Genomic DNA, 26,059 nt, shown 5'->3' on the forward strand with positions numbered 1-26,059 from the left:
CGTCCGCGCCGCGTGAGGTACAGTCCCCGGCGTGTTCTACGCCTGTGTCCGTGCCGTGGTGGCGGTGTGTCTGCGCCTGTTCTACCGGGTGAGGGTGAATGCCTCCGGCGCCGAGCCCGAGGGGCCCGTGCTCTTCGTGGGCAACCACCCCAATGGACTCATCGACCCCGGGCTCGTCTTCATCCTCACGCGCCGCAAGGTGACGTTCCTCGCGAAGGCGCCGCTTTTCCGCATGCCCGTCATCGGCTGGCTGCTGAAGGGGCTCGATGCGCTGCCGGTGTATCGCAAGCAGGACGACCCGACGAAGATGGGCGGCAACGAGGGCACGCTCGACGCGGCCAAGGGCGCGCTCGTGCAGGGGCGCGCCATCACCATCTTTCCGGAGGGAAAGAGCCACTCGGAGCCGGGGCTCGCTGAGCTGAAGACGGGCGCCTCGCGCATCGCGCTGAGCGCCGTCCGAGAGGGGGCGCCCGTGCGCATCGTCCCCGTGGGGCTGACGTACGCGGAGAAGCATGTGTTCCGCAGCGAGGTCCTCATCGACGTGGGGCCCGCCATCGACGCCACGGCGTTCCAGCCCGCGGACGCCGCTTCGGAGCAGGACTCGGTGCGCGCGCTGACGGAGCGCATCGCCGAGGGGCTGCGCGCGGTGACACTCAACCTGGAGCAGTGGGCGGACCTGCCGTTGATTCAGCTGGCCGAGCAGCTCTTCGCCTTCAAGCAGGGCGGGGCGCTGGATGCGGAGCGACTGCGTCTGTGGGCTCGTGGCGTGCAGCTCTTCCGCACGCAGGAGCCGGAGCGCTTCGAGGACCTGCGCGCGCAGCTCACGTCCTTCAAGCGCCGGCTGGACCTGGTGCACGCGACGGGGCCGTCGGACCTGGCGCTCGTCTACCGGCCGGGCAACGTCACGTCGTTCATCGTGAAGAACCTGCTCGCGCTGGTGTTCGGGCTGCCGCTGTTCGTGCTGGGGCTCGTGCTGTTCTGGCTGCCGTACCAGGTGCCTCGGGCCGCCAGCCGCAAGGCGGAACTCGACGTGCAGGCCACGGTGAAGTTCCTCACGGGCTTCGTCGTGATGCTCGTCTGGTGGGCGGCGCTCACCGTGACGGCGGGCGTGCTGGGGGGCGCGCTCCTCGCGCTCTTCACCTTCGTCGCGGTGCCGCCGCTGGCCCTCTTCACGCTCTACTTCTCCGAGCGCTCGGATGTGCTGCGCCGGGACGTGGACGTGTTCTTCATGCTGGGCAACCGCGCGCGCCTCAAGGCGCTGCTGCTCGCGGATGGCGAGCGGCTGGCGACCGAGGTGGAGCGACTGGCGGACGAATACCGGCCGAAGGTGGACGCCGCCGTCAGGCGGTAGCGCGCTCCCGGGGAACGGCGTCCCGGAACAACCTCGCGCCGACGAGCAGCGCCAGTCCGCCGAGCAGCACGGGTAGGGCATTCACCGCGATGGCGGTGCGCAGGTTGGACGCGTCGGCGATGTTGCCGATGAGCGTGGGCGAAATCGCATCCCCGAGCAGGTGGATGCACAGCACGTTGAGCCCCATGGCGAAGGCGCGGAACGCGGGCGGCACGCAGTTGACGATGGCCGCGTTGATGGGACCGCTGTTGAGGAAGATGAGGAACTGCGCGGCGCCGATGGCCGCGAACGTGGGCCCCACGTCCTTCAGGTGCACGGCCAGGTACATGCACGGCGCCGCGAGCAGGAGGCCGATGCCCGACATCCACAGGCCACCGCCCTCGCGCTTGCGGTCCAGCTTGTCGCCCAGCCACCCGCCGGCCACGGTGCCCAACAGGCCCGCCACCGCCGTAATCGCGCCGAAGAGGAACCCGGAGCTGTCCGCCGACATCGCGCGCTCGCGCACCAGGTACGTCGGCATCCAGAAGCCCAGGCCGCCGATGGAGAACGTCATCAGCGTGTAGCCCGCCGTCACCGCCCAGAAGGCCGCGTTGCGTCCCAGCCCCTTCAAACCCACCATGAAGGGCAGCTTCACCTGCGCGTCCGGGCCGTCCATGGCGCCGCGCTTCGGCTCCGGCATGAAGAAAGCCATCGCGCCCAGAATCAGGCCCGGCACGCCTCCGGCGAAGAAGGCCACGTGCCACGAGTACTTCTGCGTCAGCCACCCGCCCAGGCCGTAGCCCGCGGCCGCGCCCACGGGGATGGCGATGTAGAAGAGCGCCAGCATCCGCGTGCGCCGGTCGCGAGGGTACAGGTCCGAGATGATACTCGGCGCCACCGCGCCATAGCCCGCCTCGCCGATGCCGATCACCGCCCGCGCGACGAGCAGCGCGATGAACGACGTCGCGAGCCCGCTGGCCCCCGTGGCGAGGCTCCACAACAACACGCCACCTGCCACCAGGAACTTGCGGGGATACCGGTCACCGAGGAAGCCGCCCAGCGGCGAGGCCAGCATGAACACCACGATGAACATGGTGCCCAGCAGGCCCGACTGGGTGTCGTTGATGCCGAACTCCTGCTGGATGCCCGGCAGCGCCACCGCGACGATGTATCGGTCGAGGTAGTTGACCAGGTTGATGAGCGTGAGGATGAGCAGCGCGTAGCCGGCGTTCGCCGCCGGGGCCACGGGCGTGGTGGCGGGCGAGGGGGACGACGGAGACGGGGGAGGAGAGACGCTCACGGAGGGCGCGCTCATGAACGGGAGGCCCCCGCGCCGAAGCGGTGCGCGAGCAGTCCCCACCTCAAGCCCCGGTCACTCACCCGGCAGCCATCCAGCCCCAGCGCCTTCACCGCCTCCAGCAGGATGAGCGCACCCGAGGGGATGACGTCCGCGCGCTTGGGCTGCATGCCCGGCAGCGTGCGCCGCTCCTCGAGAGGCTGCTGGCACAGCTGGTCCACCAGCGCGCTCAATTCGCCCACCGACAGCGTGCCGCCGTGCACCCGCGCCGCGTCGTACGGGTCGATGGCGTGCTTCACCGCGTACACCGTGGTCACCGTGCCCGCCACGCCCACCAGCACCGAGGCGGGAGGTGGAGGCGGCAGCGCCTTGAACGTGTCGCGCAGGTGCGCCTGGATGCGCGCGCGGTCCTCGGCGGACATCGGGTCCGAACGCACGAAGCGCTCGGTGAGCCGCACCGCGCCCACGTCGAAGCTGTGACGGAAGTCCACGTGGCCCGCGGGGTTGCCGTAGATGAACTCGGTGGAGCCTCCGCCGATGTCCAACACCAGCAAGGGCCCAGCCGCCTCGCCCGAGAAGTCCGAGCTCACCGCGGCGAACGACAGCTCCGCTTCGAGCTGCCCTGAGATGATCTCCACCGTGACGCCCGCGCGCGTCTTCGCGGCCTCGAGGAACTCCGCGCCGTTCACCGCGTCGCGCGCGGCGCTGGTGGCCGACACCGCGATGTCCTGCGCGCCCTGCTCACGCGCCTCGCGCGCGAAGGCCTCGAGCACCGACAGCGTGGCCTCCATGCCCTCGGCAGACAGGCGGCGGGTGGCGTCCACGCCGCGTCCCAGGCGGGTGATTTCAGCGCGCTCGAGGACGGCTTCGAAGCGGCCGTCCCCGGTGCGCTCCGCGACCAGCAACAGCACGGAGTTGGTACCGATGTCGATGGTGGCGAATCGCGGCATATGTGTATCCAGCCTACTCAACGCAGCAGCGCTTCCAAAGCGTCTGCCAGCGCGGCGTACTCGTCCGGGGTGTTGTAGAGCTGCGCGGACAGTCGCACGTGCCGCTCGGGCGGCCGGGGCCACGCGACGATGGGCACCTCGATGCGGTGCTCGTCGAACAGGCGCAGGTGGAGCGGGTCCAGGTAGAGCGGAGCTTCGGGCTCCAACGGGTAGCCCGGTGGCAGCGTCACCACCGCCATGCTGCCCACCATGTCCTCGGGGCAGGCGGGGGAGACCTTCAGCCGCTCGCACAGGAGGGCCCGCGCGGCCAGGGCCTTGCTCCGGTTGGCCGCCATCACCTCGGGCCAGCCGCCGGGTAGCAGGCCACCCACCACGCGCAGTGCCTCCGGGACGCAGAGCACGGCGGACGGGTCATGCGTCCCCGTCCAGTCGAACAACAGCCGGTAGCGGGAGCGGTCCGTGCGGGGCGAGTTGCGCCCATGGCTCACCGCCAGCGGCGTCAGGCCCTGCTGCAAATCCCTGCGCACGTGCAGGAACGCGGCGCCCTTGGGCGCGCACAGCCACTTGTGGCAGTTGCCCGTGTAGTAGCCAGCGCCCAGCGAGCGCAGCGACAGCGGCACCTGTCCCGGCCCATGCGCGCCGTCGACCAGCGTCTCCACGCCGCGCGCGCGCAGCTCCGAGACGAGCCTCGCCAGCGGCATCACCAGCGCCGTCTGGCTGGAGACATGGTCCACGAGGAACAGCCGCGTGCGTGGCGTCACGTGCGCGAGCACCGTGTCCACGATGGACCGAGCGGACGTCACCGGCCACGGCAGCTTCGCGACCACCACCTTGGCGCCGCCGTGCTCGGCGACGAAGTCCAGCGCGTTGCGGCTCGCGTTGTATTCGTGGTCCGTGGTGAGCAGCTCGTCGCCGGGCTGGAAGCGCAGCGAGCGCAGCACCGTGGTGACACCGCTGGTGGCGTTGGTGACGAAGGACACGTCCTCGGTGTCCGCGTCGAGGAAGTCCGCGAGCACGCCGCGGGCCTCGTCCAGCAGGGGCTCGATTTCACGGTGCAGGAAGCGGACGGGCTCCGCCTCCATCCGCGCACGCAGCTCCGACTGCTTCTGGAGCACGGCGGTGGGGCACGCACCGTAGGAACCGTGATTGAGGAAGCGGACCTGGGGATCCAATCCCCAGTGGGAACGGAGGGAGGCGCTCATGCGCGGGGACTGCACCCGAGCACGCGCCCCCTGTCAACGCTCCGCGAGTCCTACGGCTGGCTGTCCGCGAGCGGCGCCCAGTCGGGCGTCAACAGCGTGCCCTTCTCCGCCCGCAGGGGCAGCTGGTTGTTGCCGTCCGCCGTCATCACGAACAGCTGCGTGCCGCCCGCGCGCGTGGAGGAGAACAGCACCAGCCGGCCGTTGGGGGAGAACGCGGGCTCCTCGTTGTTGCCCTGGTCCTGCGTCAGGCGCGTGACCTTGCCCGTCTCGACGTGGATGGTGAACAGGTCGAACGCGTTGCGCTCGTCGCGCGCGGTGAAGACGATGAGGTCGCCGCGAGGAGACCAGTCCGGCGTCTGGTTGTAGTTGCCCTGGAAGGTGAGCCGCCGCACGCCCGAGCCGTCCGCGCCCATGATGTAGATCTGCGGACTGCCACCGCGGTTGGACACGAAGGCGATGCGCTTGCCGTCGGGAGACCAGGTGGGGCTGGTGTTCAGGCCGTAGGGCGTGTCGGTGACGGCCTTGGCGCCGGAGCCGTCCGCGTTGGCCACGTAGATTTGAGCGCTCTCACCCTCGGCCTGCGAGTACGCCAGGCGCTTGCCGTCCGGGGAGAACGCGCCGCCGGTGATCATCTGTCCGTCGGAGACCACCATGCGCGCATCGCCACCCGGGCGCTGCACCCAGAGGTCCGGCCGGTTCTTGCGGTACGACGTATAGGCCACCTGCGCGCCGTCCTGGCTCAGCGAGGGCAGGATGTTGATGCCGCCCTTGGTGAGCGTCACGGCGTTGCCGCCGTCCCAGTCCGCCACGGCGATGTCGCGGTTGTTGCCCGCCTTCTTCACGTACGTGATGCGCGACAGGAAGGGGCTGGGCTCGCGGGTGAAGTGCCGGTAGAGCGCGTCCGCCAGCCGGTGGGCCAAGAGCGACGGGTTCTTCACCGGCGCGTCCTTGGTCACCTTGAGGTCCTCGCGGCCGGTGCCCACGTTGTACAGGCGCAGCTCTCCGCGCAGCGTGCCGGCGTCGTCCGCCAGCGAGACCTTCACCAGCGCCTCGGCGCCCACGTCCGCCCAGCGGCTGAAGGTGATGGTGCCCGCGGCCATGCCCTCCTTGGGGTCGGCCGTGAAGCTCTTGCGGTCCAGCACCTGGAGGATGCCGGACGCGGTGAGGTCGAAGGTGAAGGCGGTGTCGAAGGCGTTCGCCGCGCCCTTGGCGCCCTCGTTCTGGGTGAGGGGCGCGGCCACCGCCACCGGCAGCGGGCGGAAGTTGGCGCCGGAGATTTCGATGGTCGGCGTCTGGGCGAAGGCCGCAAGCGGGACGAGGAGGAGGGAGAGGAGCAGGGCTTTCATAGGGCGTTGAACATCAGGTTGACGCCGTTCTTCTGCAGCGCGTCTCGGAGGTGGTCGGGAGGAGGCGAGAAGGGTGAGGCCTTGCGCACGGCGGCGACGACCGCCGAGTCGAACAAATCATTGCCGCTGGGCTTGGTGAGGCTCACGTCCAGCACCTCGCCCGCGCGCCCCAGCCGCAGCGCCACGAGGGCCTTGAGGTGCAGTCGCTCGGACTCCGGAATCGTGTCCGCGACGCTGTAGTTGCGGCGCACCTGCGCCTGCAGGAGGCCGAAGTAGCGCTCGCCCTCGGCGGTGGCCGAGTCGCCGTCCGGGTCGCCGTCCTCGGCGCCCTCGGGCTCCTCCTCGGACGCCTTGGCCGTCTTGTCGAACGCGCCGAACAGCCGCTTGCGCCGGTCCTCGCCGTCCTTCTCACCCTTCACCGGCGTGGGCTTCGGCGCGGACGAGGGCTCCGGCTTGACGCCGGGGATGGGCACCGCGACGGCGGCGGAGGAGGGCGCGGGCGGCGCCTCGGGCGCGGGCTTGGGCGCGTCCACCTGCTTGGGCGGCGGCGGCAGGGCTTCCTTGCGCGGCAGCAGCTTGGAGTCGCGCGGCTTGCCCTGGCGCACCAGCGTGGCGCGGATGGGCTGCGCGGTGAGGTCCACCTTGGGCCCGGCGTTGAGGTGGGCGTACAGCATCCCCGCCAACAGCAGGGCCACGTGCCCCACCACCGACGCGATGATGAACGGCGACACCCGTGAGCTCTTGCTGAGGAGCAGGCTGTGGCTCACCGCGGAATGCATGGGTTAGCGCTTCGCCTCCTTGGGCTTCTTCGAGGTCGACTGCGTGTTGGACGTCTTGGAGCCCGTGGAAGGGTCCGTGATCATCCCCACGTTGTTGATGCCCGCGCGCTGGGCGGCCGCCATCACCTCCACGACGGTGCCGTAGGGCACGTCCCGGTCGGCGTGGAGGAAGACCTCCTTGTCGGCCTGCACCTTGGCGTTGGCGGCAAGCTTCGCCTCCAGCTCCTCGAGCGCGACCTCCGCGTCGCCGATGTAGACCTTCTTGGCCGCGTCGATGGAGAGCACGACCTTCTTCTCCGTCGCCTCCACCGGCGCCGCCTTGGTCTCCGGCAGGTTCACCTTCACGCCCTGCTGGATGAGGGGCGCGGTCACCATGAAGATGATGAGCAGCACCAGCATCACGTCCACCATGGGCGTGACGTTGATCTCGCTCATCGTGGTGCGGCCACCGCCGCGATTGCCTCCGCCCATGCCCATGGTCGAGGTCCGCCTACCGGAAGAAGTGACGCTTGATGATGTTGAGGAAGTCCGCGGAGAAGTTGGACATCTCCGTGTCGAACACCTTGATGCGACTGACGAACGAGTTGTAGGCGACCACGGCCGGAATCGCCGCGAACAGGCCCGCCGCCGTGGCGAACAGCGCGTTGCCCACCGGCGCCGCCACCGTGGCCAAGGTCGCGTTGCCCTGCTCGGCAATCTGGTTGAACGCGCTCAGGATTCCGATGACCGTGCCGAACAGGCCGACGAAGGGCGACGCCGCGCCCACCGTGCCCAGGAACGACACGCGCGCTTCCAGCTCGGTGATTTGCGACGTGGACGCCCGCATCAGCGCGCGCTCCACGTTCTCGATTCCGCCCAGCCGCTCCGCCATGGCGCCCTCGGCGCCGCCTTCCTTGGCCTGCGCCAGCTTGGTCAGCTCCTCGTAGCCCGCACAGAAGACCTTGGAGAGCGGCGAGGCGTCCAGCTTCTGGGCTGTCTGGTAGATGGCCTCCAGCCGGGAGGCCTTCCAGAAGGTGTCGAGGAAGGTGAGAGACTGTGCGCGAGCCTTGGCGAGCTGGGTGGCCTTCATCGCGATGAGGGCCCAGGAGGCCACGGAGACGCCCATCAGGAGCAGCAGCACGGCCAGCTCGATGAAGGACGCGTCGCGGATGATCTCCACGTAGTTCATGGCGCCGAGCGCCAGGGGCAGGTGGGGCGTCATGGGGTGGAGCGCGTAACACTCCGCTACAACTGGGTCAAACAAACGGGGCAAGCCCGGCTGCTTGAAGTGGATTGGCCGTGCCGGTGAATAATTCCCGGGAGGGGTCGTCCGAGGTGACTGAAACGGGCCGAACACCTCATCACCCCAAGACAGGTTGCCCCCCATGAACTCCCGACTGCTGGTTGCATTCCTCTGCCTGGCGGCGGTCTCCTCCGGCTGTATCATCCACGACGAGCCCGCCTACGAAGGTGACGTGACGTTCCGTTGGACCCTCGCGGGCCTGCGCTGCGACGAGGACCCGGATGTCCGGGGCGTGAACATCTACATCCCGGGCGAGCGCCTGGAGAACGATGGCCGCTACCCGTGCCGCGCCAATGGCTTCGACGGCATCGTCCTGCACCGCTTCCAGCCGGGCACCTACAGCTTCCAGTTGGAGGCGGTCAGCTACGTCAACGAGGTGCTGTACGAGGGCAGCGGCACCTTCCGCATCAACGGCGACCAGACGGTGGAGATCGACTTGCTGCCGCCGGGCGTCCCGCCGTCCTACGCGTACCTCGAGTGGCAGTTCCCGGGGAACGCGAGCTGCAACTCGGCCGGCGTGCGCTACGTGGACGTGCGCATCGACAACAGCGAGTGGGGCCGCTTCGACTGTGAGGCCGGCAGCAACGGCAACGCCATCAAGTCGCTGTACGTGGACCCGGGGGAGCACAACGTCATCATGGTCGCGCTCGACTCCCGGCTGCGCGCTGTCTACGAGCACAACGGCCGGCTGACCACGCACTATGGCGCGCCGACCTCGTACATCGGCTCCATGCGCTCCACCGCCACCGGCGTGACGCTGGGCTGGGAGTTCCAGGACGGGCCGAGCCGCTTCAACTGCAGCCAGGCGGGGGTGACGCACGTGGAGATCCGCATCGACGGCGGGCCGTGGGAGCGCTTCTCCTGCTCGGCGGGCAGCGCGGGGGCCACCATCACCAACACCAACCTGGGCGCGGGCAACCACGACCTGCAGCTGGTGGCGGTCGATGCCCAGAACAACCCCTGGTACTACTACACCGGTTCGTTCTCGGTGCCGTCGGGTGGCTCGGCGAACGTGCTGGCCTCGCTGTGGGTGATTGGCGGCGCGTCCATCAAGTGGGAGCTGCGCGCCGGTGGCTCCGCGCTGAGCTGCTCGCAGGCGGGCATCAACGACGTGGCCATCAACTTCCGCGACGTCTTCACCGGAGAGCTGGTGTACGGCATCGTCGGTGACGTGCACGGCTGCAACGACGCGCCGGTGGTCTTCGAGTTCCTGCGTCCGGGCCGCTACCAGGTGGAGATGTTCGCCCGGGCCAACAACGGCGTCGAGTACCGCTCGGTCGCCAACAGCGTCACCGTGGACGTGGTGGGCCACTCCTTCCCGGGCCCGAACAATGCCCTGCTGGTGTCGCTGTTCCCCAACTAGTCGAACCCACCCGTTCGCGGGGTGAACAGAAGGGCCGGGGCCAGGTGCCTCGGCCCTTCGTGCTTGCGGGGGTGGGCCCTGTCGCTGGCATCAAACGTGATAGGGACACGGGACATGCGGCAAGGCAGCCACAATCCCATCGGCGTATTCGACTCCGGCATCGGCGGGCTCACGGTCCTCAAGGCCCTGATGGCCCGCCTCCCCCACGAGAGCACGGTGTACCTGGGCGACACCGCGCGCGTGCCCTACGGCACCAAGTCCGGCGAGGTGGTGACGCGCTACTCGCTGAAGAACGCGGAGTTCCTGCTGGAGCGCGGCATCAAGCTGCTGGTGGTGGCCTGCAACACGGCCTCCGCCGCCGCGCTGCCCGCGCTGGAGGCCTCGCTGCCGGTGCCGGTGGTGGGCGTCATCCAGCCGGGCGCCTCCACGGCCCTGGCGCGCACGCGGGGCGGTGGGGTGGGCGTCATCGGCACGCCGGGCACCATCCGCTCCGGCGCCTACCAGCGGGCCCTGGAGGCCGGTGGGCCGCGGGTGCGGGTGAAGGCCCGCGCCTGTCCGCTCTTCGTGCCGCTGGCGGAGGAGGGGTGGACCACCGGGGACGTGCCGCTGCTGACGGCGCGCGAGTACCTGGGGGACTTCGCCCGGGACGGCGTGGACACGCTGGTGCTGGGCTGCACGCACTATCCGCTGCTCAAGGGCGTCATCGCGGAGGTGGTGGGCCCGGACGTCGCGCTGGTGGACTCGGCGGAGGCCACCGCACAGGCCGTCGCGGCGCTGCTGGAGCAGAAGGGGCTGCTGGCGCCCGCGACGGGGGAGAAGCCGCCTTCTCACGACTACTTCGTCACCGACGTGCCCGAGCGCTTCATGGAGGTGGGGGCGCGCTTTTTGGGCCGCCCCATCACCCACGCCGAGCAGGTGGACCTGAAGTTCTGACGGCGTGGGCCCGGCTCCGGGCCCAGCGTGCTCAGGCGGAGGGGCGGGTGGTGACGGTGGCGGGCGCGGCCTCCTCCGTCGTGGTGGCCTTGGTGAGCAGCTCCTTGGCGGCCTGGACGACGGGGGGCTCGGCGGCGCCCTCGGCCTCCACGAGCGCGCGGGCGGCCTCGTCGCCGATGTCGTCCTCGCGCGGCACCAGCCCGGTGACGCGGGTGATGAGCCGCTCCATCAGCGGGAAGAAGGACACCAGGTTGAGCGGCCAGTTCAGCCAGCCCACGGTGATGCAGTAGTACTTGTTGAAGGGCGCCGTGTGGTGGATCTGGTGGTGGGCCGGCGGCAGGATGAGGTGGATGCGCTGCAGGAAGCCGATGAGGGCCGGGGGCGCGTCCATGTGCGACCACTTGTGGAACTGGTTGGTCGCCATCACCCAGAAGATCATCGCGCCCAGGAAGCTGGACACGAACACCCAGCCGGAGCTGGACAGCGGCATGCTCACCGCGGCCACGGCCACCGGCAGCGAGATGAGGCAGTTGTTGCCGTTGGTCTCCACGAAGTCGTGGCGGGTGATGGCCTTCTCGTCGACGTGGTGCTCGCGGAAGGGGCGGATGAGCGCCTTGCCGAGGATGGGCATCTCCGTGGAGCCCCACGTGTCCCCCATCCAGTGCACGAAGCCGGAGACGAAGTCCGCGGCCAGGTAGCCCAGCAGCACCGCGCCGAGCAGGAGCCACGGCCCGCCGTGCGGGTTGTTGTAGAGCCGGTAGACGAGGAGGAGCTCCAGCGCCACGAAGCTGACGATGGCGCCAATCTCCATGGCGCGGATGGCGGGGGAGTAGCCCTCGGCCAGGACCTGGGCGTCCTGCAGGCGGACCTTGTTCTTGATCTCGTTCGTCTTCTTCATCCGTGGCGTCCCTGGGCCGGGGGTGTCGTGGAGCACCACACCCAAAGCCTGTACGTACCCCAGCCGCTTTTGGCTTTTCAACGGACCGGAGTCGCGGGCGCACTCGAAGGCCGGGTCGCAAGGCAGGCGGGCTCCCGCCGCAGGTTTTGCGTCATGCCCGGCGGGCAGGCGCGCGGGACGGACATGCGGGGGCGAGGCTTACCTTGCGACGTGGGGAAGCGGCTGGTACGGTCCGCCCACTCGGCAATGACGAAAACCTTCGAGAAGGCCGTCACCGGCTTCAACCACAACATCAAGCACAAGGGGAAGGTCTACCACGTCCAGACCGAGGACTCGGGCGTCAACAATCCCCACATCATCACCCACCTGTTCGTGGGCGGGAACATCCTCGCGTCGAAGAAGACGTCCTACTCGGACATCCTCAACGCGGAGAGCCTGGCGGAGGTCGTGCGCGAGTTGATGGAGGAGCAGCACAAGGAGATGCTGCGAAACCTCATCAACGGCGTGTACGACAACTACGAGTCCGCCGTCCGGTCGTACCAGCCCGGTCAGCTCGCCTCCGAGGCCGACCAGGCCCAGGCGAAGCTGCAGACCGGCCAGCCGATGGCCCCCAAGCCGGTGGTGGTGCCCGTCGCGCCTGTCGCACCCGTGTTGCCTCCGGAGGTCGCCGCCGCTCGGGCCCTCAAGGAGAAGCCGAAGATCAACGAGGTCGGCGTGGAGACCCTCTTCGGCGAGGACCTCATCTCCGAGAAGAGCCTCGACGAGGTCATCCTCAGCTACCTGGCGGGAGAGGGCGAGCAGTAGCCCCCCGCCGTTCGTCGCCCCGGTGGCCTTGCTGCCCCGGGCGCGTCGACTGTCCTCCAGTCGACACCTCCTCCCGCCTCGCTAGGGCAGCACCCACCGGACCCAGGTGGCGCCGTAGACCGTGAGCAGCAGCGCGGCGAGGACGTCCAGCAGGATGCCCGTGCGCATCATCACCGGCAGGCGCACCACGCCGCTGCCGAAGACGATGGCGTTGGGCGGCGTGCCCGCGGGCAGGGCGAAGTCGCACGAGGCCGCGAAGGTGCTCACCGCCAACAAGGGCCGCGAGGCGGGCAGCACGTTCAGCATGACGTTCGTCGTCGCGGTGTTGGAGGCGATGGCCGACAGCAGGATGGTGGCGCTGGCCACCGTGCCGTACTGGACCAGCCCCGGCAGTGACTCCAGCTCCGACAGGCGCGAGGTCATCCACGAGGCAAGCCCGCTGGCCTCGATGCCCGCCGCCAGCGCGAAGCCTCCGCCGAGCAGGAGCAGCGTGTCCCAGGGCACCCGGCGCAGCGCGGCCACCGACAGCCGGCCCAGCACCACCAGCGTCACGGCGCCCACGATGGCCACCGCGGCCTCGTAGTGCTTGCCGCCCAGCTTGAAGCCGTCGAAGGCGCGGGCCACCCCCGGCGCGAGCAGCGCGCGCAGCGGGTCGCCGAAAATCCACAGCATCGCGGCCACGAGGAAGACGACGCCCACGGTGCGCTCCCCGCGGGACATGGGGCCCAGCTGCTCGAGCTCCCGGGCGATGACGTCTCCGCCCTGGCCCGGGCCCATCCGGTCCTGCCGGGCCCATCTCCACAAGACCGCCCACGCCACGGGCAGGAAGAGGAGGACGAAGGGGAGGGCGGCGACCATGTACTCGACGAAGCCCACGTCCGTGCCCAGCCGCCGCGACACCACGCCGGCGAAGACGGAGTTGGTGGGGCTGCCAATCTTGGTGCCGATGCCGCCGAGGTTGGAGCCGTAGGCCACCGCGAGCATCAGCGCCGCGCCGAAGTGCTCCAGCGGGCGGCCCTCCGACGCGCGCAGCTGGGCGAGCAGCGCCATGCCGATGGGCACCATCATCACCGCGGTGGCGGTGTTGGAAATCCAGAGCGACACGGCGGCGCTGGCCGCGAGCATGCCGAACAAGAGCCGCTGGGGGCCGGTGCCCACCGCGCGCATGATGAGCAGGGCGATTCTGCGGTGCAGGCCCCACTGCTCCATGCCGGCGCCCAGCGCCATGCCGCCCATGAAGAGGAAGATGTACGGGTCCAGGAAAGGCAGCACGGAGCGGCCCGCGGCCACCGCGACGCTGTCCGTGTCGAACACGCCGAGCACCGGGAAGAGCACGACCGGGAGCACGGCCGTCCAGGCCATGGGGACGGCCTCGGTGAACCACCAGAGGGCCATCCACGCAGCCACGGCGGCGGCGGCGGCGGGGCGGTGGTCCAGGCCGGGCAGGGTGTGCAGACCGGAGGGAACCCCGTAGATGAGGCCAGCGGCCAGGGGGCCCGCGAAACGTCCCACCCACTGTCCCGTCGTCGCGCCGCGCGCGGCCTGCTCACCCATATGACGTGGCACCGTCGCACAGGTGGTGCCGGGGGTGGGAGGGGAAAGCCGGGCCTCCCGCCGGGCGTGCGTGGGTCGCCCGCGCCCGGCCGTGGTAGGTTGGCGTCCTCCCGCGCCGCGCCATGATTCAATTCTTCCACGTCTACAAGGCGTATCCCGGCGATCCGCCGGTGCTCTCGGACATCAACCTCAGCGTGGAGAAGGGCGAGTTCCTCTTCCTCACGGGCCCCTCGGGCGCGGGCAAGACGACGCTGCTCAAGCTCATCTTCTGCGCGGAGAAGGCCACCAAGGGGCAGATTCTGGTGGGCGGCCGCAACATCGCCCGCATCCGCGAGTCCGCCGTCCCCTACCTGCGCCGCAACATCGGCGTGGTGTTCCAGGACTTCAAGCTGCTGCCGCACCGCACCGTGGAGGACAACGTGTCCTTCACGCTGGACGTGCTGGGCGTGCCGCGCGCGCAGGCGCGCGACAAGGTGCGGCGGATGCTCAAGCTGGTGGGGCTGGAGCACAAGGCGGACTCGTTCCCCCTGCGCCTGTCGGGTGGAGAGCAGCAGCGCGTGGTCATCGCGCGCGCGCTCGTGAACGACCCGACCATCCTCCTGGCGGACGAGCCCACCGGCAACCTGGACCCGGCGCTCACCGTCGAAATCATGGACCTGCTCACGCAGGTGAACATCCGGGGCACCACGGTGGTGGTGGCCACGCACGACGCCACGCTGCTCGCGCGCTACCAGAAGCGCACGGTGCGCCTGGAGCGCGGGCAGATTGTCTCCGACGAGGACGGCGTCAAGGCGGCGCGGCGGATGGTGGTATGAGCGCGCTGGCGAAGACGCGGTACTTCTGGCGCTCGGCGGCGGTGGGGCTCAAGCACTCGCCCTTCGTGCACTTCATCGCCGTGACGACCATCGCGATTGCCCTGTTCTCCGCGGGGCTGGCGCGCGGCGGCGCCCGGGTGCTCGACAACCTCCTGGCGTCCCTGGGCGGCGAGGTGGAGGTGACGGTGTACCTGGCGCCGGAGCTGGGCCAGGACGAGGCGCACGGCGTGCGCGCCCGCGTGGAGGCGCTCAGCCAGGGGCAGGTGACGCTGGTGCCGCCGGACGCGGCGCTGGCGAGGCTGCGCACCGAGCTGGGTGATTTGGGCGAGGCCTTGTCGGAGCTGCCGGAGAACCCGCTGCCCGCGGCGCTGGAGCTGCGCGTGCCGCCCGCGCAGCGCACGCCCGAGGCGCTCCAGGCCCTGGCGAAGGAGCTGCGACAGCTGCCCGGCGTGTCCGGCGTGGACTACGGCGAGCAGGCCGTGGAGCGGCTCACGGCGATTGCGCGCGCGCTGAGCTTCGGGGCGATGGTGGCCTTCGTGGTGGTGCTGGGCGCCACCGTCGTCATCGTCGCGGCCACGCTCCAGCTCGCCATCTATTCGCGGCGCGAGGAGATTGAAATCCAGAAGCTGGTCGGCGCCACGGACCGCTTCGTCAAGGCGCCCTTCCTGCTGGAGGGGCTGCTGCAGGGGCTGCTCGGCGCGGGCGTGGCGCTGTTGGGGCTGTGGGCCTTCGGCAAGCTGGTGGGGCCCACGCTGGGCTCGCTGTTCGCCTTCCTGCTGGGGCCGGGCGTGGCGGCGCCGTGGGTGGAGCCGCGCCTGGTGCTGGAGCTGGTGGGCGCGGGCTGTGGCCTGGGGCTGGGCGGCAGCTTCGTGGCGGTGGGCCGCTTCCTGCGCGTATGAGCCGCGTCCTCGTCCTCGCGCTCGGCCTGGCGCTCCTCGGCCTCCCCGCGCGCGCACAGAAGCTGGAGGAGGCGGAGCAGTCCGCGCTGCGCGAGAAGCTGGCCGCGCAGCGCGCGACGCTGGCGCTGGTGGAGGCCAAGAAGCTCACCGTGCTCGAGGGCCTGGAGCTGATGGAGGAGATGGTCGCCTTCTCGCGGCGCCGCGTGCGCGCGCTGGAGGCGGACCTGGCCGTGTTCCGCAAGCGCGTCATCCTGGCCGAGCGTGAAGAGGTGTTGCTGCGCGAGGCCCTGCGCGTGCAACTGCGCCGGCTGTCCCCGCGGCTGCGCACCCTCTACCGCGTCATGCGCCGCCGCCCGCTGGAGGTGCTGCTGTCCGCCGAGGACTTCTCCGCGCTGGTGTGGCGCGCCCGCGCGTTGGAGGCGAGCATGGCCGGAGACCTGGACCTGCTGCGCGGCGTGCAGCGCGTGGCTCACCTGCAGCGCCAGTCCACGCTGGAGCTCAAGCGGCTGCAGACCTCGCTCGCCGCGCGCGTGGCCTTCCTCCAGGAGCAGGAGCGGCTGGCGCGCGCGCAGCACGAGGCGCTCGAGGAGGTGGTGGGCTCGCTCGCGGGTGAGGCGGAGCTGGCGCGCCGCGCGGTGAAGGAGCTGGAGCAGGCGGACGCGGAGCTCTCCCAGGTGGTGCGCGAGCTGAAGGAGGCGCCCGCCACGCACGGCTTCGGCGCGCTCAAGGGCAAGCTGCCCTCGCCCACGCGAGGCATCGTCGAGGTGGGCTTCGGCAAGGTCGTCAACCCGCGCTTCAACACCGTCACCGTGCAGAAGGGGCTCGACATCCGTGCCGCCTCCGGCACGCCCGTCATCGCCGTGGCCGATGGCACCGTCGTCTATGCCGGCTCGCTGCGCGGCTACGGCAACCTGCTCATCCTCGACCACGGGGACGGCTACCACACCCTCATGGCCCACCTGTCGTCGGTCACCCCGGAGGTGGGCGCCCCCGTCGTCGCCGGTGAGCCGGTGGGCGAGGTGGGGGACACCGGCTCGCTCAAGGGCTCGTACCTCTACTTCGAGGTCCGCAAGGCCGGGCAGGCCGTCGACCCCGCACCCTGGCTGGCCCCGACGCCCTGACGCATTGCGGCACGCTTGAGGCGGGCTTGTTATCCTGGGTGAAGGGATTTCGGCACGAGAGGAGCGAGCAGGCGCATGGACCTCATGGGCGGAATGCAGAAGGTGATGCGACGGGTGCTGGTGGCCCGGGGTGTCCAGTCCTCGACAGTCGACGTCGGTGGACAGTCGGTGCACTTCTACTCGCTGAAGGGGCAGGGGAAGGGGCCGCCGGTGGTGCTGGTGCACGGGCTGGGCGGCTCGGCGAACGGCTTCGGGCGCACGTTCTTCGGCCTGTCGAAGCGCTTCTCGCGCGTGGTGGCGCCGGACCTGCCGGGCCATGGCTTCTCCGTGCAGTACTGCGGCGGCCAGGTGTGCGTGCGCAACCAGTTCGAGGTGCTGCGCGCCTTCGTCGAGCAGGAGGTGAAGGAGCCCTCGTACGTGGTGGGCAACTCGCTGGGCGGCGCCATGTCGGTGAACCTGGCGGCCGAGTCTCCCCAGTGGGTGCGCGCGCTGGCGCTGGTGGCCCCGGCGGGCGCGGAGCTGCCGCTGGAGGAGAGCACCGCGCTGCTCAACGCGTTCAAGGTGGGCACGCCCGCCGAGGCCCGCGCCTTCACCCGGCGCCTGTTCCATCAGGCCCCGCTGCCGGCGCTGCTCCTGGCCACCGAGCTGCGGCGCTTCTACGACACGCCCACGGTGAAGGCCCTCACCGCCGAGGCGCTCGAGTCGCGGCTGAGCCTCTCGCCGGAGGCGGTGGGCAAGCTGGCCATGCCGGTGCTGTTCCTGTGGGGCGGCAGCGAGCGGCTGTTGCCCTCCCGCTCGCTGGACTGGTTCCGCTCCCACCTGCCGGCGCACGCGCAGGTGAAGGTGGTGCAGGGCTTCGGCCACGTGCCGCAGATGGAGCGTCCGGACGAGCTGGTGTCGCACCTGGTGCGCTTCGCGGATGCGTCGGGCCTCTGAGGGCCGGGTATAGACTGGGACGCCCTTCGAGCTGTCTTCCGCGAAAGGACGTACCGTCGTGATGCGTCTCTCCCAGCCATGGCGCGCGGCGCTGGCCGCGCTCCTCCTCGTGTCCGGGCCCTCGGCCGCACAGGAGAAGAAGGACGCGGGCGGGAGCAGACCTCCGGGGAAGGCGGAGCGGGCGGAGAAGGACGACGCCACCTATCGCCAGCTGGAGACCTTCGCGCGCGTGCTCTCCTACGTGGAGAACAACTACGTGGAGCCGCCCGACCGCGAGCGGCTGGTCTACGGCGCCATCCAGGGGATGCTCGACACGCTGGACCCGCATACCGTCTTCATGCCGCCCGACGTGTTCCGGGAGATGAAGATCGACACCTCGGGCGAGTGGGGCGGACTGGGCATCGAAATCGCGCGCAAGAACGACCGCATCATCGTCGTGGCGCCCATCGACGACACGCCGGCGGCGCGCGCGGGCCTCAAGGCGGGCGACGAGCTGGTGGGCATCGACGGTGAGAGCACGCGGGGCATGGACGTGGGCCGCGCCATGCAGAAGATGCGCGGGCCCGCCGGTGGCCGCGTCCTGCTCACCATCCAGCGCCAGGGTTTCACCGCGCCGCGCGAAATCGCCATCATCCGGGACCACATCCGCATCGTGTCGGTGGAGGGCGCGCTCTACGGAGGCATCGGCCACGTCAAGGTGAAGAACTTCCAGGAGCGCACGGACCAGTACCTGCGCAAGGAGCTGGACCGGCTGCGCGGCCTCAACGGCGGCAAGGAGCTGCGCGGGCTGGTGCTGGACCTGCGCAACAACCCCGGGGGCCTGTTGGACCAGGCGGTGGCGGTGAGCGACCGCTTCCTGCCGGGCAACCTGCCCATCGTCTCCACCCGGGGGCGCGACGGGCGCAACTCCACCGAGGAGCGCAGCAAGGACCGCGACACGGAGAAGAACTACCCCGTCGTCGTGCTGGTCAACGCGGGCAGCGCGTCCGCGTCGGAAATCGTCGCCGGCGCGCTCCAGGACCATGGCCGCGCCACGCTCATCGGCACGCCGACGTTCGGCAAGGGCAGCGTGCAGACGGTCATCGAGCTGGAGGACGGCTCCGGCCTGAAGCTGACGATTGCCCGCTACTACACACCCAAGGGCCGCAGCATCCAGGAGCGCGGCATCACCCCCGACTACGCCGTCCCGGACGAGGCGGGTGGAAAGCCCGGGCGCGAGGCGCCACGCGAGAAGGACCTGCAGCGTCACTTCCGCGCGGAGGGCTCGGAGGAGGCCTCGTCCCAGGCGTCCACGCTCAAGGGCCCTCCGGAGAACCTGGTGCCCTGGGACGTCGCCGCGCCGCTGAAGGACCCGCCGCTGAAGGTCGCGCTCGAGTTCCTCAACGGGCTTGCGGCCCCTGGTGGACGGCCTCCGGCGCGCGCCGAGGGTCGCTGAAGACACTGCTTCCCCCTTGCTTTTCGCCGCGACCTCCGTTTGATGGCGGGCGGACAAAGGTGAACGAGTGATGCGACCTTCGAGCAATCGCGCGATGCACGCGGCCCTCAGCGGGTGGTTGGTGGGCATGCTGGCCGTGGGCCCCGCCGCCGCGCAGTCGAGCCTCCCCCTCAGGCTGACGCCCCGAGCAGTCCCCTCCGCCTCTCCGTCCTCGGTGACGGTGGTGGCCATCCCGCTCGATGCCACGGCGCGCACGGAGGCGGCGCGGCTGGCGTACTGGGCCGAGCAGTCCGTGGCGCGCTCGGGCCGGCTGGAGCTGGTGCGCCTGTCGGAGGCGCTGGACGCGCAGGGCAGGGCCGAGCGCGAGGCGAAGGCCGCCGAGGGCACCCAGGCCATGAAGGACGGCCAGGCGGCGTACGACGAGCTGGACACGCAGAAGGCGCTCGAGCGCTTCGACGTGGCCGCCAAGGCGTTCGAGGCGGGAGACCTGTCGCGCGGCTTCGGCGACTTCGTCCGCGCCCGGGTGATGAAGGCGGCCTCGCAGGTGGCCAACGGCGAGAACGCCGCCGCGCAGCTGGAGATTCGCGCGGTGCTCGCGGTGGACCCGCGGGCGCAGTTCTCGTCCAACTTCTTCCCGCCCGACGAGATGGCCTTCGTGGACAAGGAGCGCAAGGCGGCGCTCGCTGGCTCCACCGTCGCGCTGACGGTGCGCACCGAGCCCGTGCCCGCGCAGGTGTACGTGGACGGACAGTTCCGGGGCGTGTCGCCCGTGTCGCTCCAGGGCCTGACGGCGGCGGACCACTTCGTGACGGTGATGGCGCCGGGCTACGAGCTCGAGCAGCGCCGCGCCCGCGAAGGGGAGACGTCGCTCACGCTGCGGCCCTCGGCTTCGCAGCGCGCGTTGCAGGCCATCACCGAGCGCGTCGTGCGCAAGCCCGACGGTGTCGAGCGGGACATGGCCCTGCGCGAACTGGGCGCGCTGGCCGGTGTGTCCCAGGTGCTGGCGCTGCTGGTCCAGGGCGGCACGGGCACCGCGCCCGTGCAGGTGACGGGCCTGCGGCTGGACGTCACGGACGGCCACAACCTGGGCTACGCCGTGGGCTCGGTGCCCGTGGGCGAGGCCATGGCGACGGGCTCCGACACGTTCCTGTCCTCGCTGGTGGGCGCGGACACGGCGAGGCTCGCGGGCAACAAGCCAGTGACGCACTTCTCCAGCGGCGGCAGCAGCAACCGCAAGACGATGGGCTACGTGCTGATGGCCACGGGTGTCGCGCTGCTGGCGGGCGGCATCTACTTCGGCATGGAGGCCTCCTCGAAGGAGGATGACTTCCGCCGCGCGCCCCAGACGAGCCCCCGCGCCAAGGACTTCAAGGACACGGGCAAGACGTACGCCCTGGTGGCCGACATCGGCCTGGTGACGGGTCTGGTCTCCGCGGGTCTGGGCAGCTACTTCGCCTTCGCCGGTGGTGGAAGCAGCTCTTCGTCCTCCTCCTCCTCCTCCAAGGCCGCGGCCACGCCCTCCCGTTCGCGCGCCACGCCTCCGCCGTCCAAGGCCGCGCCCTCCAAGAGCGAGTCCCTGGACATGCCGCCTCCGCCCAAGGGCACCCGGCCCGTGAGCGAGCCGCTCCCCATGCCTCCGCCCCCGTCGAAGACGACGACGCCCGCGCCGGCCAAGACGACGCCCGCGCCCCAGGCCACCGAGCCGGCTCCGGCGCCGCCCCCCGCGCGCGACACGAAGCGCTCGCGCGACGAGGACGCCGCCCAGCGCGAGGAGGAGCTCAAGAAGCGCCGCGAGGAGGTCGAGCGCCAGCGCCGTGAGCTGGAGGAGCGCCGCAAGCAGGAGGAGGCCGATGCGGAGGCCAAGCGCAAGCGCGACGAAGAGGAGAAGCGCAAGCGCGAGGAAGAAGAGAAGAAGAAGCGGCCGTCCATCGACGAAGACGATCTCCGGAATTACTAGCCATGCGACGTCCCCTTCGTTTGCTCATCCCCATGGCGGCCCTCTCCCTGGGCCTGTCCGCGTGCAGCCTCCTGGTCGACTTCGACGAGGAGGGTCAGCCCTGCGATGACCGCAACCAGTGCCTGGAGAACTACGTCTGCAAGGACGGCAGTTGCACCGCGGACGACACCCCTCGGCCCTCCGATGGTGGCACCGACGCGGGCACCACGGATGCCGGCACCGACTCTGGCACCCCGGACGCGGGTGGTGACGCCGGCCCTGTCCCGGGCCCCGGCCCCGTGGACGCGGGAACCGGTGACGGCGGCTTGTAGTCGCGGACGCGAGGGGCGGTAGTTCCTACAGCCCCTGGCGCCCCGTGGCCGGGCTGCCGCGCCGCGTCCCCGCGGACACGCCCGCCTGGCCGCCCCCTGGTCCTCGCAACCCCGCGTCTCCACTCGGGAAGCGTGGCCTGGCCGCCTGTGTCCCACCCCTCGGGGTGGGGTTGGCATCCGCCGTGCTCTGTCGTGAACCCACGGAGGGTTTCATCGACATGGGCAAGCGCGTCGGAGTGCTGATGGGCGGGTGGGGTGAGGAGCGGGAGATTTCGCTCAAGAGCGGGGAGGCCGTGGTGGCGGCGCTCGAGTCCCGCGGCCACCACGTCACCCGGATATTCGCGGGGCCGGGGCTGGACCGCGCGCTGCGGGCCGCCGAGCTGGACGTGGCCTTCATCGCGCTGCACGGGCGCATGGGCGAGGACGGCCGCGTGCAGGGCCTGCTGGAGCTGCTGGAGCTGCCGTACACGGGCTCGGGCGTCCTGGCGTCCGCGCTGGCGATGAACAAGCCCTTCGCCAAGAAGCTCTTCCGGCTGCACAACCTCCCCACGCCCCAGGGGTACCGCGTGGGCCGCGACGACGCGTCGCGCGCCCCGGAGCTGCATGGGGACCTGGGCTTCCCCTGCGTGGTGAAGCCCGCCTGTGGCGGCTCCTCGGTGGGCCTGGGCGTGGTGCGCGAGCCCCAGGAGCTCGCCCAGGCGGTGGCGCAGGCGTGCCGCTTCGGGGGCGAGGCGCTGGTGGAGCGCTTCGTGTCCGGGCGCGAGGTGACGGTGGGCATCCTCGGTGACGCGGTGCTGGGCAGCTGCGAGGTGGCCACGCCGCGCGAGGGCTTCGACTTCGAGGCCAAGTACAAGGGGGGCGCCCGCTACTTCCTGCCGCCCCGGCTGTCCCCGACGCGGGTGGCCAACGTGGAGGCGCTGGCGCTCGCCGCGTACCGCGCCCTGAGCTGCCGGGGCTACGCGCGGGTGGACCTGCTGTGCTCGGACACCGACAACGACGTGGTGCTGGAGGTCAACACGCTGCCCGGCTTCACCCCCACCAGCCTCCTGTCCAAGATTGCCGGCCACGCGGGCCTGGACTTCCCGGAGCTCGTCGAGCGCATCCTGGCGCTCGCGACGCGCGACGAGGCGGGTATCCTGGACGCCCCCGAAGTCACCCCCGCTCCCGTCGTCGACGAGCCCCGCCGCGCCGTCAGCTGAAGCGACGCCCCGACAGCCCCAGGCCTCCTGCCCGGCTCCCCAGGGCGTTCCTCCAGGCCCTCGTGACCCGCTCCGACGCGGTGGGTCACGATGGACCTGAACGGAACGTTCAAATTCGGGGAATAATTTGACACGTCCTTGACGCCTCCCTATTGTCCGGCGCGATCAGTCCCGGAAGGTCAAACCCTTGTCTTTTCGGGCACATACGGGGCGGGGGCTCAGCGGACCCAGGAGGCGGCGGTCGGCGTGAGGACGGGATTCCGGAGCCGCCGCGTATGGAAGGACCGCGGGCCACGGGGGCCGTGCGGGAGGGGCTGAGCGTCACCGATGACCACCGTCGAGATCATCTTCCTGGGCGTCTATTTCAGCGTCCTGTGCGTGCTGGCGGTCTACGGCTCGCACAGGTACCGGATGGCGTTCCTGTACTACCGGCACAAGTTCAAGCTGCCGACGCCCAAGGGCTCCCTGAAGGAGCTGCCTCGCGTCACCATCCAGCTGCCCATCTTCAACGAGATGTACGTCGTGGAGCGCCTGGTGGAGTCGGTGTGCCGCATCGACTACCCGCGCGACCTCCTGGAGATCCAGGTCCTCGACGACTCGACGGACGAGACGTGTGGCATCGCCCGGGCGTGCGTGGAGCGTCACCGCCAGAAGGGCCATGACATCGTCTACATCCACCGCGTCAACCGCGAGGGCTTCAAGGCGGGCGCGCTGGAGAACGGCCTGAAGTCCGCGCGCGGCGAGTTCGTCGCCGTGTTCGACGCCGACTTCGTGCCGAGCCCCGACTTCCTGCTGCGCACGGTGCCGTTCTTCTCCGACGCGAAGGTGGGCATGGTGCAGGTGCGCTGGGGCCACCTCAACCGTGAGTTCTCCATCCTCACGCAGGCCCAGAGCATCTTCCTGGACGGCCACTTCATCATCGAGCACACGGCGCGCAACCGCTCCGGCTGCTTCTTCAACTTCAACGGCACCGCCGGCATCTGGCGCCGGGGCACCATCGCGGACGCGGGCGGCTGGCAGCACGACACGCTGACCGAGGACCTGGACCTGAGCTACCGCGCCCAGCTCAAGGGCTGGCAGTTCGTGTTCCTCCCGGAGGTCATCTCCCCGGCCGAGGTGCCGGTGGACATGAACGCCTTCAAGAGCCAGCAGCACCGCTGGGCCAAGGGCTCCATCCAGACGGCGAAGAAGCTCTTGCCCACCATCCTCAAGAGCGACCTGCCGCTGGTGGTCAAGCGCGAGGCGTTCTTCCACCTCACCAACAACATGGCTTATCTGTTGATGGTGCTGCTGTCGGTGCTGATGCCCATCAGCATGGTGGTGCGCTTCCAGCACGGCCTGTACGGCACGCTGTTCCTGGACCTGCCCTTCTTCGTGTCCGCCACGGCGAGCGTGTGCTTCTTCTACGTGGCCGCGCAGCGCGAGCGGGGCGTGAAGGGCTGGGAGCGGGTGAAGTACCTGCCGTTCCTGATGAGCCTGGGCATCGGCCTGGCCATCAACAACGCCAAGGCCGTGGCGGAGGCGCTGCTCAACCAGCAGTCGGGCTTCGCCCGCACGCCGAAGACGGGCGCTGAGGGCAAGAAGGTCGTCGCGGTGAAGAAGGCGTACCGCGGCAGCAAGACGCTGATGCCGGTGGTGGAGCTGCTCTTCGCGGCGTACTTCACCGGGGCGCTGTGGTTCGCCATCGACGCGCGCATCTACACGTCGCTGCCCTTCATCATCCTGTTCCAGGCGGGCTTCCTGTACGTGGGCGTCTCCAGCCTGATGCAGGGGTTCGCGGGCCGCGTGAAGCTCAGCGACGCCGCTCCCGCCGTCAACGCGGCCGAGGAGCAGGCGCGCCGCGCCGCCTGAGGTCAAGCCGTGCGCGCCCCGGGAGGTCTTCCGGGGCGTGACGCGAAGCCGGGCGCCGGGGACCTTCAGGGACCCGCGTCCGGCGTCTCCCGCAGCAGCACCTGCTTGAGGCGCACCGGCGGAGGTCCGGTGCGGGAGGGCTGGCAGCCCTCGTCGATGGACGTGCTGGCCACCGCGCGCAGCGTGAGGCCCGCGTCGTCGCACGCCACCAGCTCCGTGGGGAACACGACGGGGCAGGGAGCGCCCGAGCCCGTGAAGCCCGTGGCGCGCGTCTCCCCGACGAAGCCGCCCGGTGTGCGCTGCAGGACGATGGTCGCCCCGCTCGAGTCGGCGCCCGGGGTGCCCGCATCCGTGTCCGCGAGCGCGCGCACCACGGCCAGCGTCAGCGTGCCCGCGTCCTCCTCGCCCCGGTAGCGGAACGCGGGGTTCTCCTCGTGGCGGTACTCGCCCGCCTGGCTGCTCTCACAGCCGGGCGGCACACGGATGGGCGGTGGAGGTGGGGAGCGCGTCTCCAGGGTGGGAGGCGCCTTGGCGGGGCACGCCGTGAGGCAGAGGACACTGAAGCCGAGGGCCAGCGATGGCAGGGCGCGGTGCATGGGGCGCGGATATTGGCTGAATGGACGTGCGAGCGGGACTTCGTTTGATTCCCCTTGGACGACTCTCTAACCTTCGGACCGTCATGAGCATTCGACGCCTCGTCCTCTTTTCGCTGGTGGCCGTCCTGGCGGCACCGTCCTCCGCGCTCGCTCAGGCCGACGACCTGCTCGCTCCACTCACGCCGTCGAAGTCGGCGACGAACAAGCCGGCCAAGCCGAAGGTGGTGAAGAAGAAGAAGGCGGAGAAGGCGACGGCGAAGAAGCCGCCGAAGGCCGCCAGGCCCGCCGCCACCGCGAAGGGCTCGAAGAAGAAGAACCTCCCGCCACCGGATGACAGCCTGCTGGCGCCCCTGGCGCCGGTGAAGACGGAGCTCGCCGTCGTCATCGCCGGGGGTGTCCGGGGCGCGCGGCTGACGCTGGATGGCCGCGACGCGGGCGCGCTGTCGGCCACGCCCATGACGGTGCCCGTGGCGCCCGGCGACCACCTGCTCGTGGTGCGCAAGGCCGGCTACGAGGACTACTCGCGCCGGTTCACCGTCAAGGAGGGCTCGACGCAGGACGTGAAGGTCTCGCTGGTGGCCACCATGGGCTTCGCGCGGGCCATCTCCGATGTGGCCGGCACCAAGGTCCTGGTGGACGACGTCGAGGTGGGCACGGTGCCCCTGAGCGACATCCTGCTCAAGCCCGGCTCGCGCGAAATCGAGTTCCGCGCGGAGGGCTTCCGCCCCGACATCCAGCGCATCAACGTGCTGGCCGGCACCAACTACGAGCTGGTGGGCAAGATGCGGCCCCTGGTGGACACCGCGGTGGCGAGCAACACGCCGCGCGAGGACGTGCCCGCCAACCCCGTGCTGGACCCGTCCTCCACGTCGCAGGGGGATGACTACAACCCGGCCCTGGCCTTCAACGAGAAGTCGCCGGACGCCGAGCTGGAGGGCTCCATCAAGCCCTGGTACGGCCGTTGGTACGTCTGGGCCGGCGTGGGCGCCGTCGTGGCCGCGGGCACCGTGGGCGCGGTGATGGCGACGAAGGAGCCGGGCATCAAGCCCCCCAACCTCGGGACGGCCTGCAACAACGGCCCCTGCGACATCGTGCTGGGGGGCGGCATCCGCCCGGTGCGCGGCAACGGTGGCGCGCAGAAGCTGGCGCCCGTGGGCGGGCTGCGCTTCTAGCATCCCGAAAGGCCGGGTCCCCTCGGATG

General features: G+C 70.5%; 24 protein-coding genes. 14 read left to right on the forward strand and 10 right to left on the reverse strand.

Annotation, left to right across the window (positions count from 1 at the left end):
* Window positions 1–31 precede the first annotated feature (31 nt).
* Entirely contained in the window at window positions 32–1,351 is a 1,320-nt protein-coding gene (locus K8640_RS18015) for a lysophospholipid acyltransferase family protein (RefSeq protein WP_223748144.1), read from the forward strand.
* Here the strand turns inward: K8640_RS18015 and K8640_RS18020 are convergent.
* Genes K8640_RS18020 through K8640_RS18050 form a run of 7 tightly spaced genes read right to left on the reverse strand, consistent with a single transcriptional unit; the run spans window position 1,341 to window position 8,105 of the window.
* Complete coding sequence (locus K8640_RS18020) at window positions 1,341–2,645, reverse strand: MFS transporter (protein ID WP_223748145.1); 1,305 nt, start codon at window positions 2,643–2,645, stop codon at window positions 1,341–1,343. The two genes, K8640_RS18015 and K8640_RS18020, sit on opposite strands and share 11 nt — an antisense overlap.
* Window positions 2,642–3,577 (reverse strand): Ppx/GppA phosphatase family protein, encoded by a 936-nt coding sequence (locus tag K8640_RS18025; RefSeq protein ID WP_223748146.1) that lies wholly within the window; start codon window positions 3,575–3,577, stop codon window positions 2,642–2,644. The genes K8640_RS18020 and K8640_RS18025 overlap by 4 nt, the downstream gene beginning before the upstream one ends.
* 17 nt (window positions 3,578–3,594) lie before the next feature.
* Window positions 3,595–4,779 carry an aminotransferase class V-fold PLP-dependent enzyme gene (locus tag K8640_RS18030; protein ID WP_223748147.1) on the reverse strand — a complete coding sequence of 395 codons (1,185 nt, stop codon included), beginning with the start codon at window positions 4,777–4,779 and terminating at the stop codon, window positions 3,595–3,597.
* Window positions 4,780–4,829: 50 nt separating this feature from the next.
* Window positions 4,830–6,125 (reverse strand): LpqB family beta-propeller domain-containing protein, encoded by a 1,296-nt coding sequence (locus K8640_RS18035; RefSeq protein ID WP_223748148.1) that lies wholly within the window; start codon window positions 6,123–6,125, stop codon window positions 4,830–4,832.
* On the reverse strand, window positions 6,122–6,904 hold the full coding sequence (locus tag K8640_RS18040; protein ID WP_141323752.1) for a TonB family protein: 783 nt from the start codon (window positions 6,902–6,904) through the stop codon (window positions 6,122–6,124). The genes K8640_RS18035 and K8640_RS18040 overlap by 4 nt, the downstream gene beginning before the upstream one ends.
* 3 nt (window positions 6,905–6,907) lie before the next feature.
* Entirely contained in the window at window positions 6,908–7,381 is a 474-nt protein-coding gene (gene tolR / locus K8640_RS18045) for a protein TolR (RefSeq protein ID WP_223748149.1), read from the reverse strand.
* Window positions 7,382–7,394: 13 nt separating this feature from the next.
* A complete protein-coding gene (locus tag K8640_RS18050) occupies window positions 7,395–8,105 on the reverse strand; it encodes a MotA/TolQ/ExbB proton channel family protein (RefSeq protein ID WP_046715628.1) in 711 nt (236 codons plus the stop codon).
* A gap of 163 nt (window positions 8,106–8,268) precedes the next feature.
* Between K8640_RS18050 and K8640_RS18055 the strand changes: the two genes are divergently transcribed.
* Window positions 8,269–9,549 carry a hypothetical protein gene (locus K8640_RS18055; RefSeq protein WP_223748150.1) on the forward strand — a complete coding sequence of 427 codons (1,281 nt, stop codon included), beginning with the start codon at window positions 8,269–8,271 and terminating at the stop codon, window positions 9,547–9,549.
* A gap of 114 nt (window positions 9,550–9,663) precedes the next feature.
* On the forward strand, window positions 9,664–10,482 hold the full coding sequence (gene murI / locus K8640_RS18060; protein ID WP_223748151.1) for a glutamate racemase: 819 nt from the start codon (window positions 9,664–9,666) through the stop codon (window positions 10,480–10,482).
* Between the two features lie 31 nt (window positions 10,483–10,513).
* Here the strand turns inward: murI and carF are convergent, their stop codons facing one another.
* Window positions 10,514–11,380: a plasmanylethanolamine desaturase gene (gene carF, locus K8640_RS18065; protein ID WP_141323756.1), complete on the reverse strand. Its 867-nt coding sequence runs from the start codon at window positions 11,378–11,380 to the stop codon at window positions 10,514–10,516.
* A 246-nt stretch (window positions 11,381–11,626) separates the two neighbouring features.
* On the opposite strand from carF, the gene K8640_RS18070 reads away from it, so the two are divergent.
* Window positions 11,627–12,184, forward strand: a complete 558-nt coding sequence (locus K8640_RS18070; protein WP_046715624.1) for a hypothetical protein — start codon at window positions 11,627–11,629, stop codon at window positions 12,182–12,184.
* 81 nt (window positions 12,185–12,265) lie between these two features.
* Here the strand turns inward: K8640_RS18070 and K8640_RS18075 are convergent, their stop codons facing one another.
* Window positions 12,266–13,738, reverse strand: coding sequence for a DASS family sodium-coupled anion symporter (locus K8640_RS18075; protein ID WP_223748152.1), 1,473 nt, complete (start codon window positions 13,736–13,738; stop codon window positions 12,266–12,268).
* 122 nt (window positions 13,739–13,860) lie between these two features.
* Between K8640_RS18075 and ftsE the strand changes: the two genes are divergently transcribed.
* The 9 genes from ftsE (at window position 13,861) to K8640_RS18120 (ending at window position 24,262) form a co-directional block, all read left to right on the forward strand.
* Window positions 13,861–14,553 carry a cell division ATP-binding protein FtsE gene (gene ftsE, locus K8640_RS18080; protein WP_223748153.1) on the forward strand — a complete coding sequence of 231 codons (693 nt, stop codon included), beginning with the start codon at window positions 13,861–13,863 and terminating at the stop codon, window positions 14,551–14,553.
* Window positions 14,550–15,452: an ABC transporter permease gene (locus K8640_RS18085; RefSeq protein ID WP_223748154.1), complete on the forward strand. Its 903-nt coding sequence runs from the start codon at window positions 14,550–14,552 to the stop codon at window positions 15,450–15,452. Before ftsE ends, K8640_RS18085 begins: the two co-directional genes overlap by 4 nt.
* Entirely contained in the window at window positions 15,449–16,573 is a 1,125-nt protein-coding gene (locus tag K8640_RS18090) for a murein hydrolase activator EnvC (RefSeq protein WP_223748155.1), read from the forward strand. Before K8640_RS18085 ends, K8640_RS18090 begins: the two co-directional genes overlap by 4 nt.
* 75 nt (window positions 16,574–16,648) lie before the next feature.
* On the forward strand, window positions 16,649–17,509 hold the full coding sequence (locus K8640_RS18095) for an alpha/beta fold hydrolase (RefSeq protein ID WP_223748156.1): 861 nt from the start codon (window positions 16,649–16,651) through the stop codon (window positions 17,507–17,509).
* Between the two features lie 61 nt (window positions 17,510–17,570).
* Window positions 17,571–18,944 carry a S41 family peptidase gene (locus tag K8640_RS18100; protein ID WP_255653217.1) on the forward strand — a complete coding sequence of 458 codons (1,374 nt, stop codon included), beginning with the start codon at window positions 17,571–17,573 and terminating at the stop codon, window positions 18,942–18,944.
* Window positions 18,945–19,014: 70 nt separating this feature from the next.
* On the forward strand, window positions 19,015–20,901 hold the full coding sequence (locus tag K8640_RS18105; protein WP_223748158.1) for a PEGA domain-containing protein: 1,887 nt from the start codon (window positions 19,015–19,017) through the stop codon (window positions 20,899–20,901).
* Window positions 20,902–20,903: 2 nt separating this feature from the next.
* Window positions 20,904–21,212, forward strand: a complete 309-nt coding sequence (locus K8640_RS18110) for a hypothetical protein (RefSeq protein WP_223748159.1) — start codon at window positions 20,904–20,906, stop codon at window positions 21,210–21,212.
* 218 nt (window positions 21,213–21,430) lie between these two features.
* Window positions 21,431–22,411, forward strand: coding sequence for a D-alanine--D-alanine ligase (locus K8640_RS18115; protein ID WP_223748160.1), 981 nt, complete (start codon window positions 21,431–21,433; stop codon window positions 22,409–22,411).
* A gap of 327 nt (window positions 22,412–22,738) precedes the next feature.
* A complete protein-coding gene (locus tag K8640_RS18120) occupies window positions 22,739–24,262 on the forward strand; it encodes a cellulose synthase family protein (protein WP_223748161.1) in 1,524 nt (507 codons plus the stop codon).
* A 65-nt stretch (window positions 24,263–24,327) separates the two neighbouring features.
* Here the strand turns inward: K8640_RS18120 and K8640_RS18125 are convergent, their stop codons facing one another.
* Complete coding sequence (locus K8640_RS18125; RefSeq protein ID WP_223748162.1) at window positions 24,328–24,858, reverse strand: hypothetical protein; 531 nt, start codon at window positions 24,856–24,858, stop codon at window positions 24,328–24,330.
* Window positions 24,859–24,941: 83 nt separating this feature from the next.
* Here K8640_RS18125 and K8640_RS18130 point away from each other — a divergent pair, with 83 nt between their 5' ends.
* Window positions 24,942–26,030, forward strand: a complete 1,089-nt coding sequence (locus K8640_RS18130) for a PEGA domain-containing protein (RefSeq protein WP_223748163.1) — start codon at window positions 24,942–24,944, stop codon at window positions 26,028–26,030.
* The last annotated feature ends 29 nt before the right edge of the window (window positions 26,031–26,059 follow it).

It is taken from the genome of Myxococcus sp. XM-1-1-1 (assembly GCF_020037095.1).
GTDB classification, from domain to species: domain Bacteria; phylum Myxococcota; class Myxococcia; order Myxococcales; family Myxococcaceae; genus Myxococcus; species Myxococcus fulvus.

Bases quoted from the DNA above. Each gene is read 5' to 3' on its own strand.
- K8640_RS18020 (WP_223748145.1), bottom strand. From the start codon at position 2,645: ATGAGCGCGCCCTCCGTGAGCGTCTCTCCTCCCCCGTCTCCGTCGTCC.
- K8640_RS18025 (WP_223748146.1), bottom strand. From the start codon at position 3,577: ATGCCGCGATTCGCCACCATCGACATCGGTACCAACTCCGTGCTGTTG.
- K8640_RS18030 (WP_223748147.1), bottom strand. From the start codon at position 4,779: ATGAGCGCCTCCCTCCGTTCCCACTGGGGATTGGATCCCCAGGTCCGC.
- K8640_RS18035 (WP_223748148.1), bottom strand. From the start codon at position 6,125: ATGAAAGCCCTGCTCCTCTCCCTCCTCCTCGTCCCGCTTGCGGCCTTC.
- K8640_RS18040 (WP_141323752.1), bottom strand. From the start codon at position 6,904: ATGCATTCCGCGGTGAGCCACAGCCTGCTCCTCAGCAAGAGCTCACGG.
- tolR (WP_223748149.1), bottom strand. From the start codon at position 7,381: ATGGGCATGGGCGGAGGCAATCGCGGCGGTGGCCGCACCACGATGAGC.
- K8640_RS18050 (WP_046715628.1), bottom strand. From the start codon at position 8,105: ATGACGCCCCACCTGCCCCTGGCGCTCGGCGCCATGAACTACGTGGAG.
- K8640_RS18055 (WP_223748150.1), top strand. From the start codon at position 8,269: ATGAACTCCCGACTGCTGGTTGCATTCCTCTGCCTGGCGGCGGTCTCC.
- murI (WP_223748151.1), top strand. From the start codon at position 9,664: ATGCGGCAAGGCAGCCACAATCCCATCGGCGTATTCGACTCCGGCATC.
- carF (WP_141323756.1), bottom strand. From the start codon at position 11,380: ATGAAGAAGACGAACGAGATCAAGAACAAGGTCCGCCTGCAGGACGCC.
- K8640_RS18070 (WP_046715624.1), top strand. From the start codon at position 11,627: ATGACGAAAACCTTCGAGAAGGCCGTCACCGGCTTCAACCACAACATC.
- K8640_RS18075 (WP_223748152.1), bottom strand. From the start codon at position 13,738: ATGGGTGAGCAGGCCGCGCGCGGCGCGACGACGGGACAGTGGGTGGGA.
- ftsE (WP_223748153.1), top strand. From the start codon at position 13,861: ATGATTCAATTCTTCCACGTCTACAAGGCGTATCCCGGCGATCCGCCG.
- K8640_RS18085 (WP_223748154.1), top strand. From the start codon at position 14,550: ATGAGCGCGCTGGCGAAGACGCGGTACTTCTGGCGCTCGGCGGCGGTG.
- K8640_RS18090 (WP_223748155.1), top strand. From the start codon at position 15,449: ATGAGCCGCGTCCTCGTCCTCGCGCTCGGCCTGGCGCTCCTCGGCCTC.
- K8640_RS18095 (WP_223748156.1), top strand. From the start codon at position 16,649: ATGGACCTCATGGGCGGAATGCAGAAGGTGATGCGACGGGTGCTGGTG.
- K8640_RS18100 (WP_255653217.1), top strand. From the start codon at position 17,571: ATGCGTCTCTCCCAGCCATGGCGCGCGGCGCTGGCCGCGCTCCTCCTC.
- K8640_RS18105 (WP_223748158.1), top strand. From the start codon at position 19,015: ATGCGACCTTCGAGCAATCGCGCGATGCACGCGGCCCTCAGCGGGTGG.
- K8640_RS18110 (WP_223748159.1), top strand. From the start codon at position 20,904: ATGCGACGTCCCCTTCGTTTGCTCATCCCCATGGCGGCCCTCTCCCTG.
- K8640_RS18115 (WP_223748160.1), top strand. From the start codon at position 21,431: ATGGGCAAGCGCGTCGGAGTGCTGATGGGCGGGTGGGGTGAGGAGCGG.
- K8640_RS18120 (WP_223748161.1), top strand. From the start codon at position 22,739: ATGACCACCGTCGAGATCATCTTCCTGGGCGTCTATTTCAGCGTCCTG.
- K8640_RS18125 (WP_223748162.1), bottom strand. From the start codon at position 24,858: ATGCACCGCGCCCTGCCATCGCTGGCCCTCGGCTTCAGTGTCCTCTGC.
- K8640_RS18130 (WP_223748163.1), top strand. From the start codon at position 24,942: ATGAGCATTCGACGCCTCGTCCTCTTTTCGCTGGTGGCCGTCCTGGCG.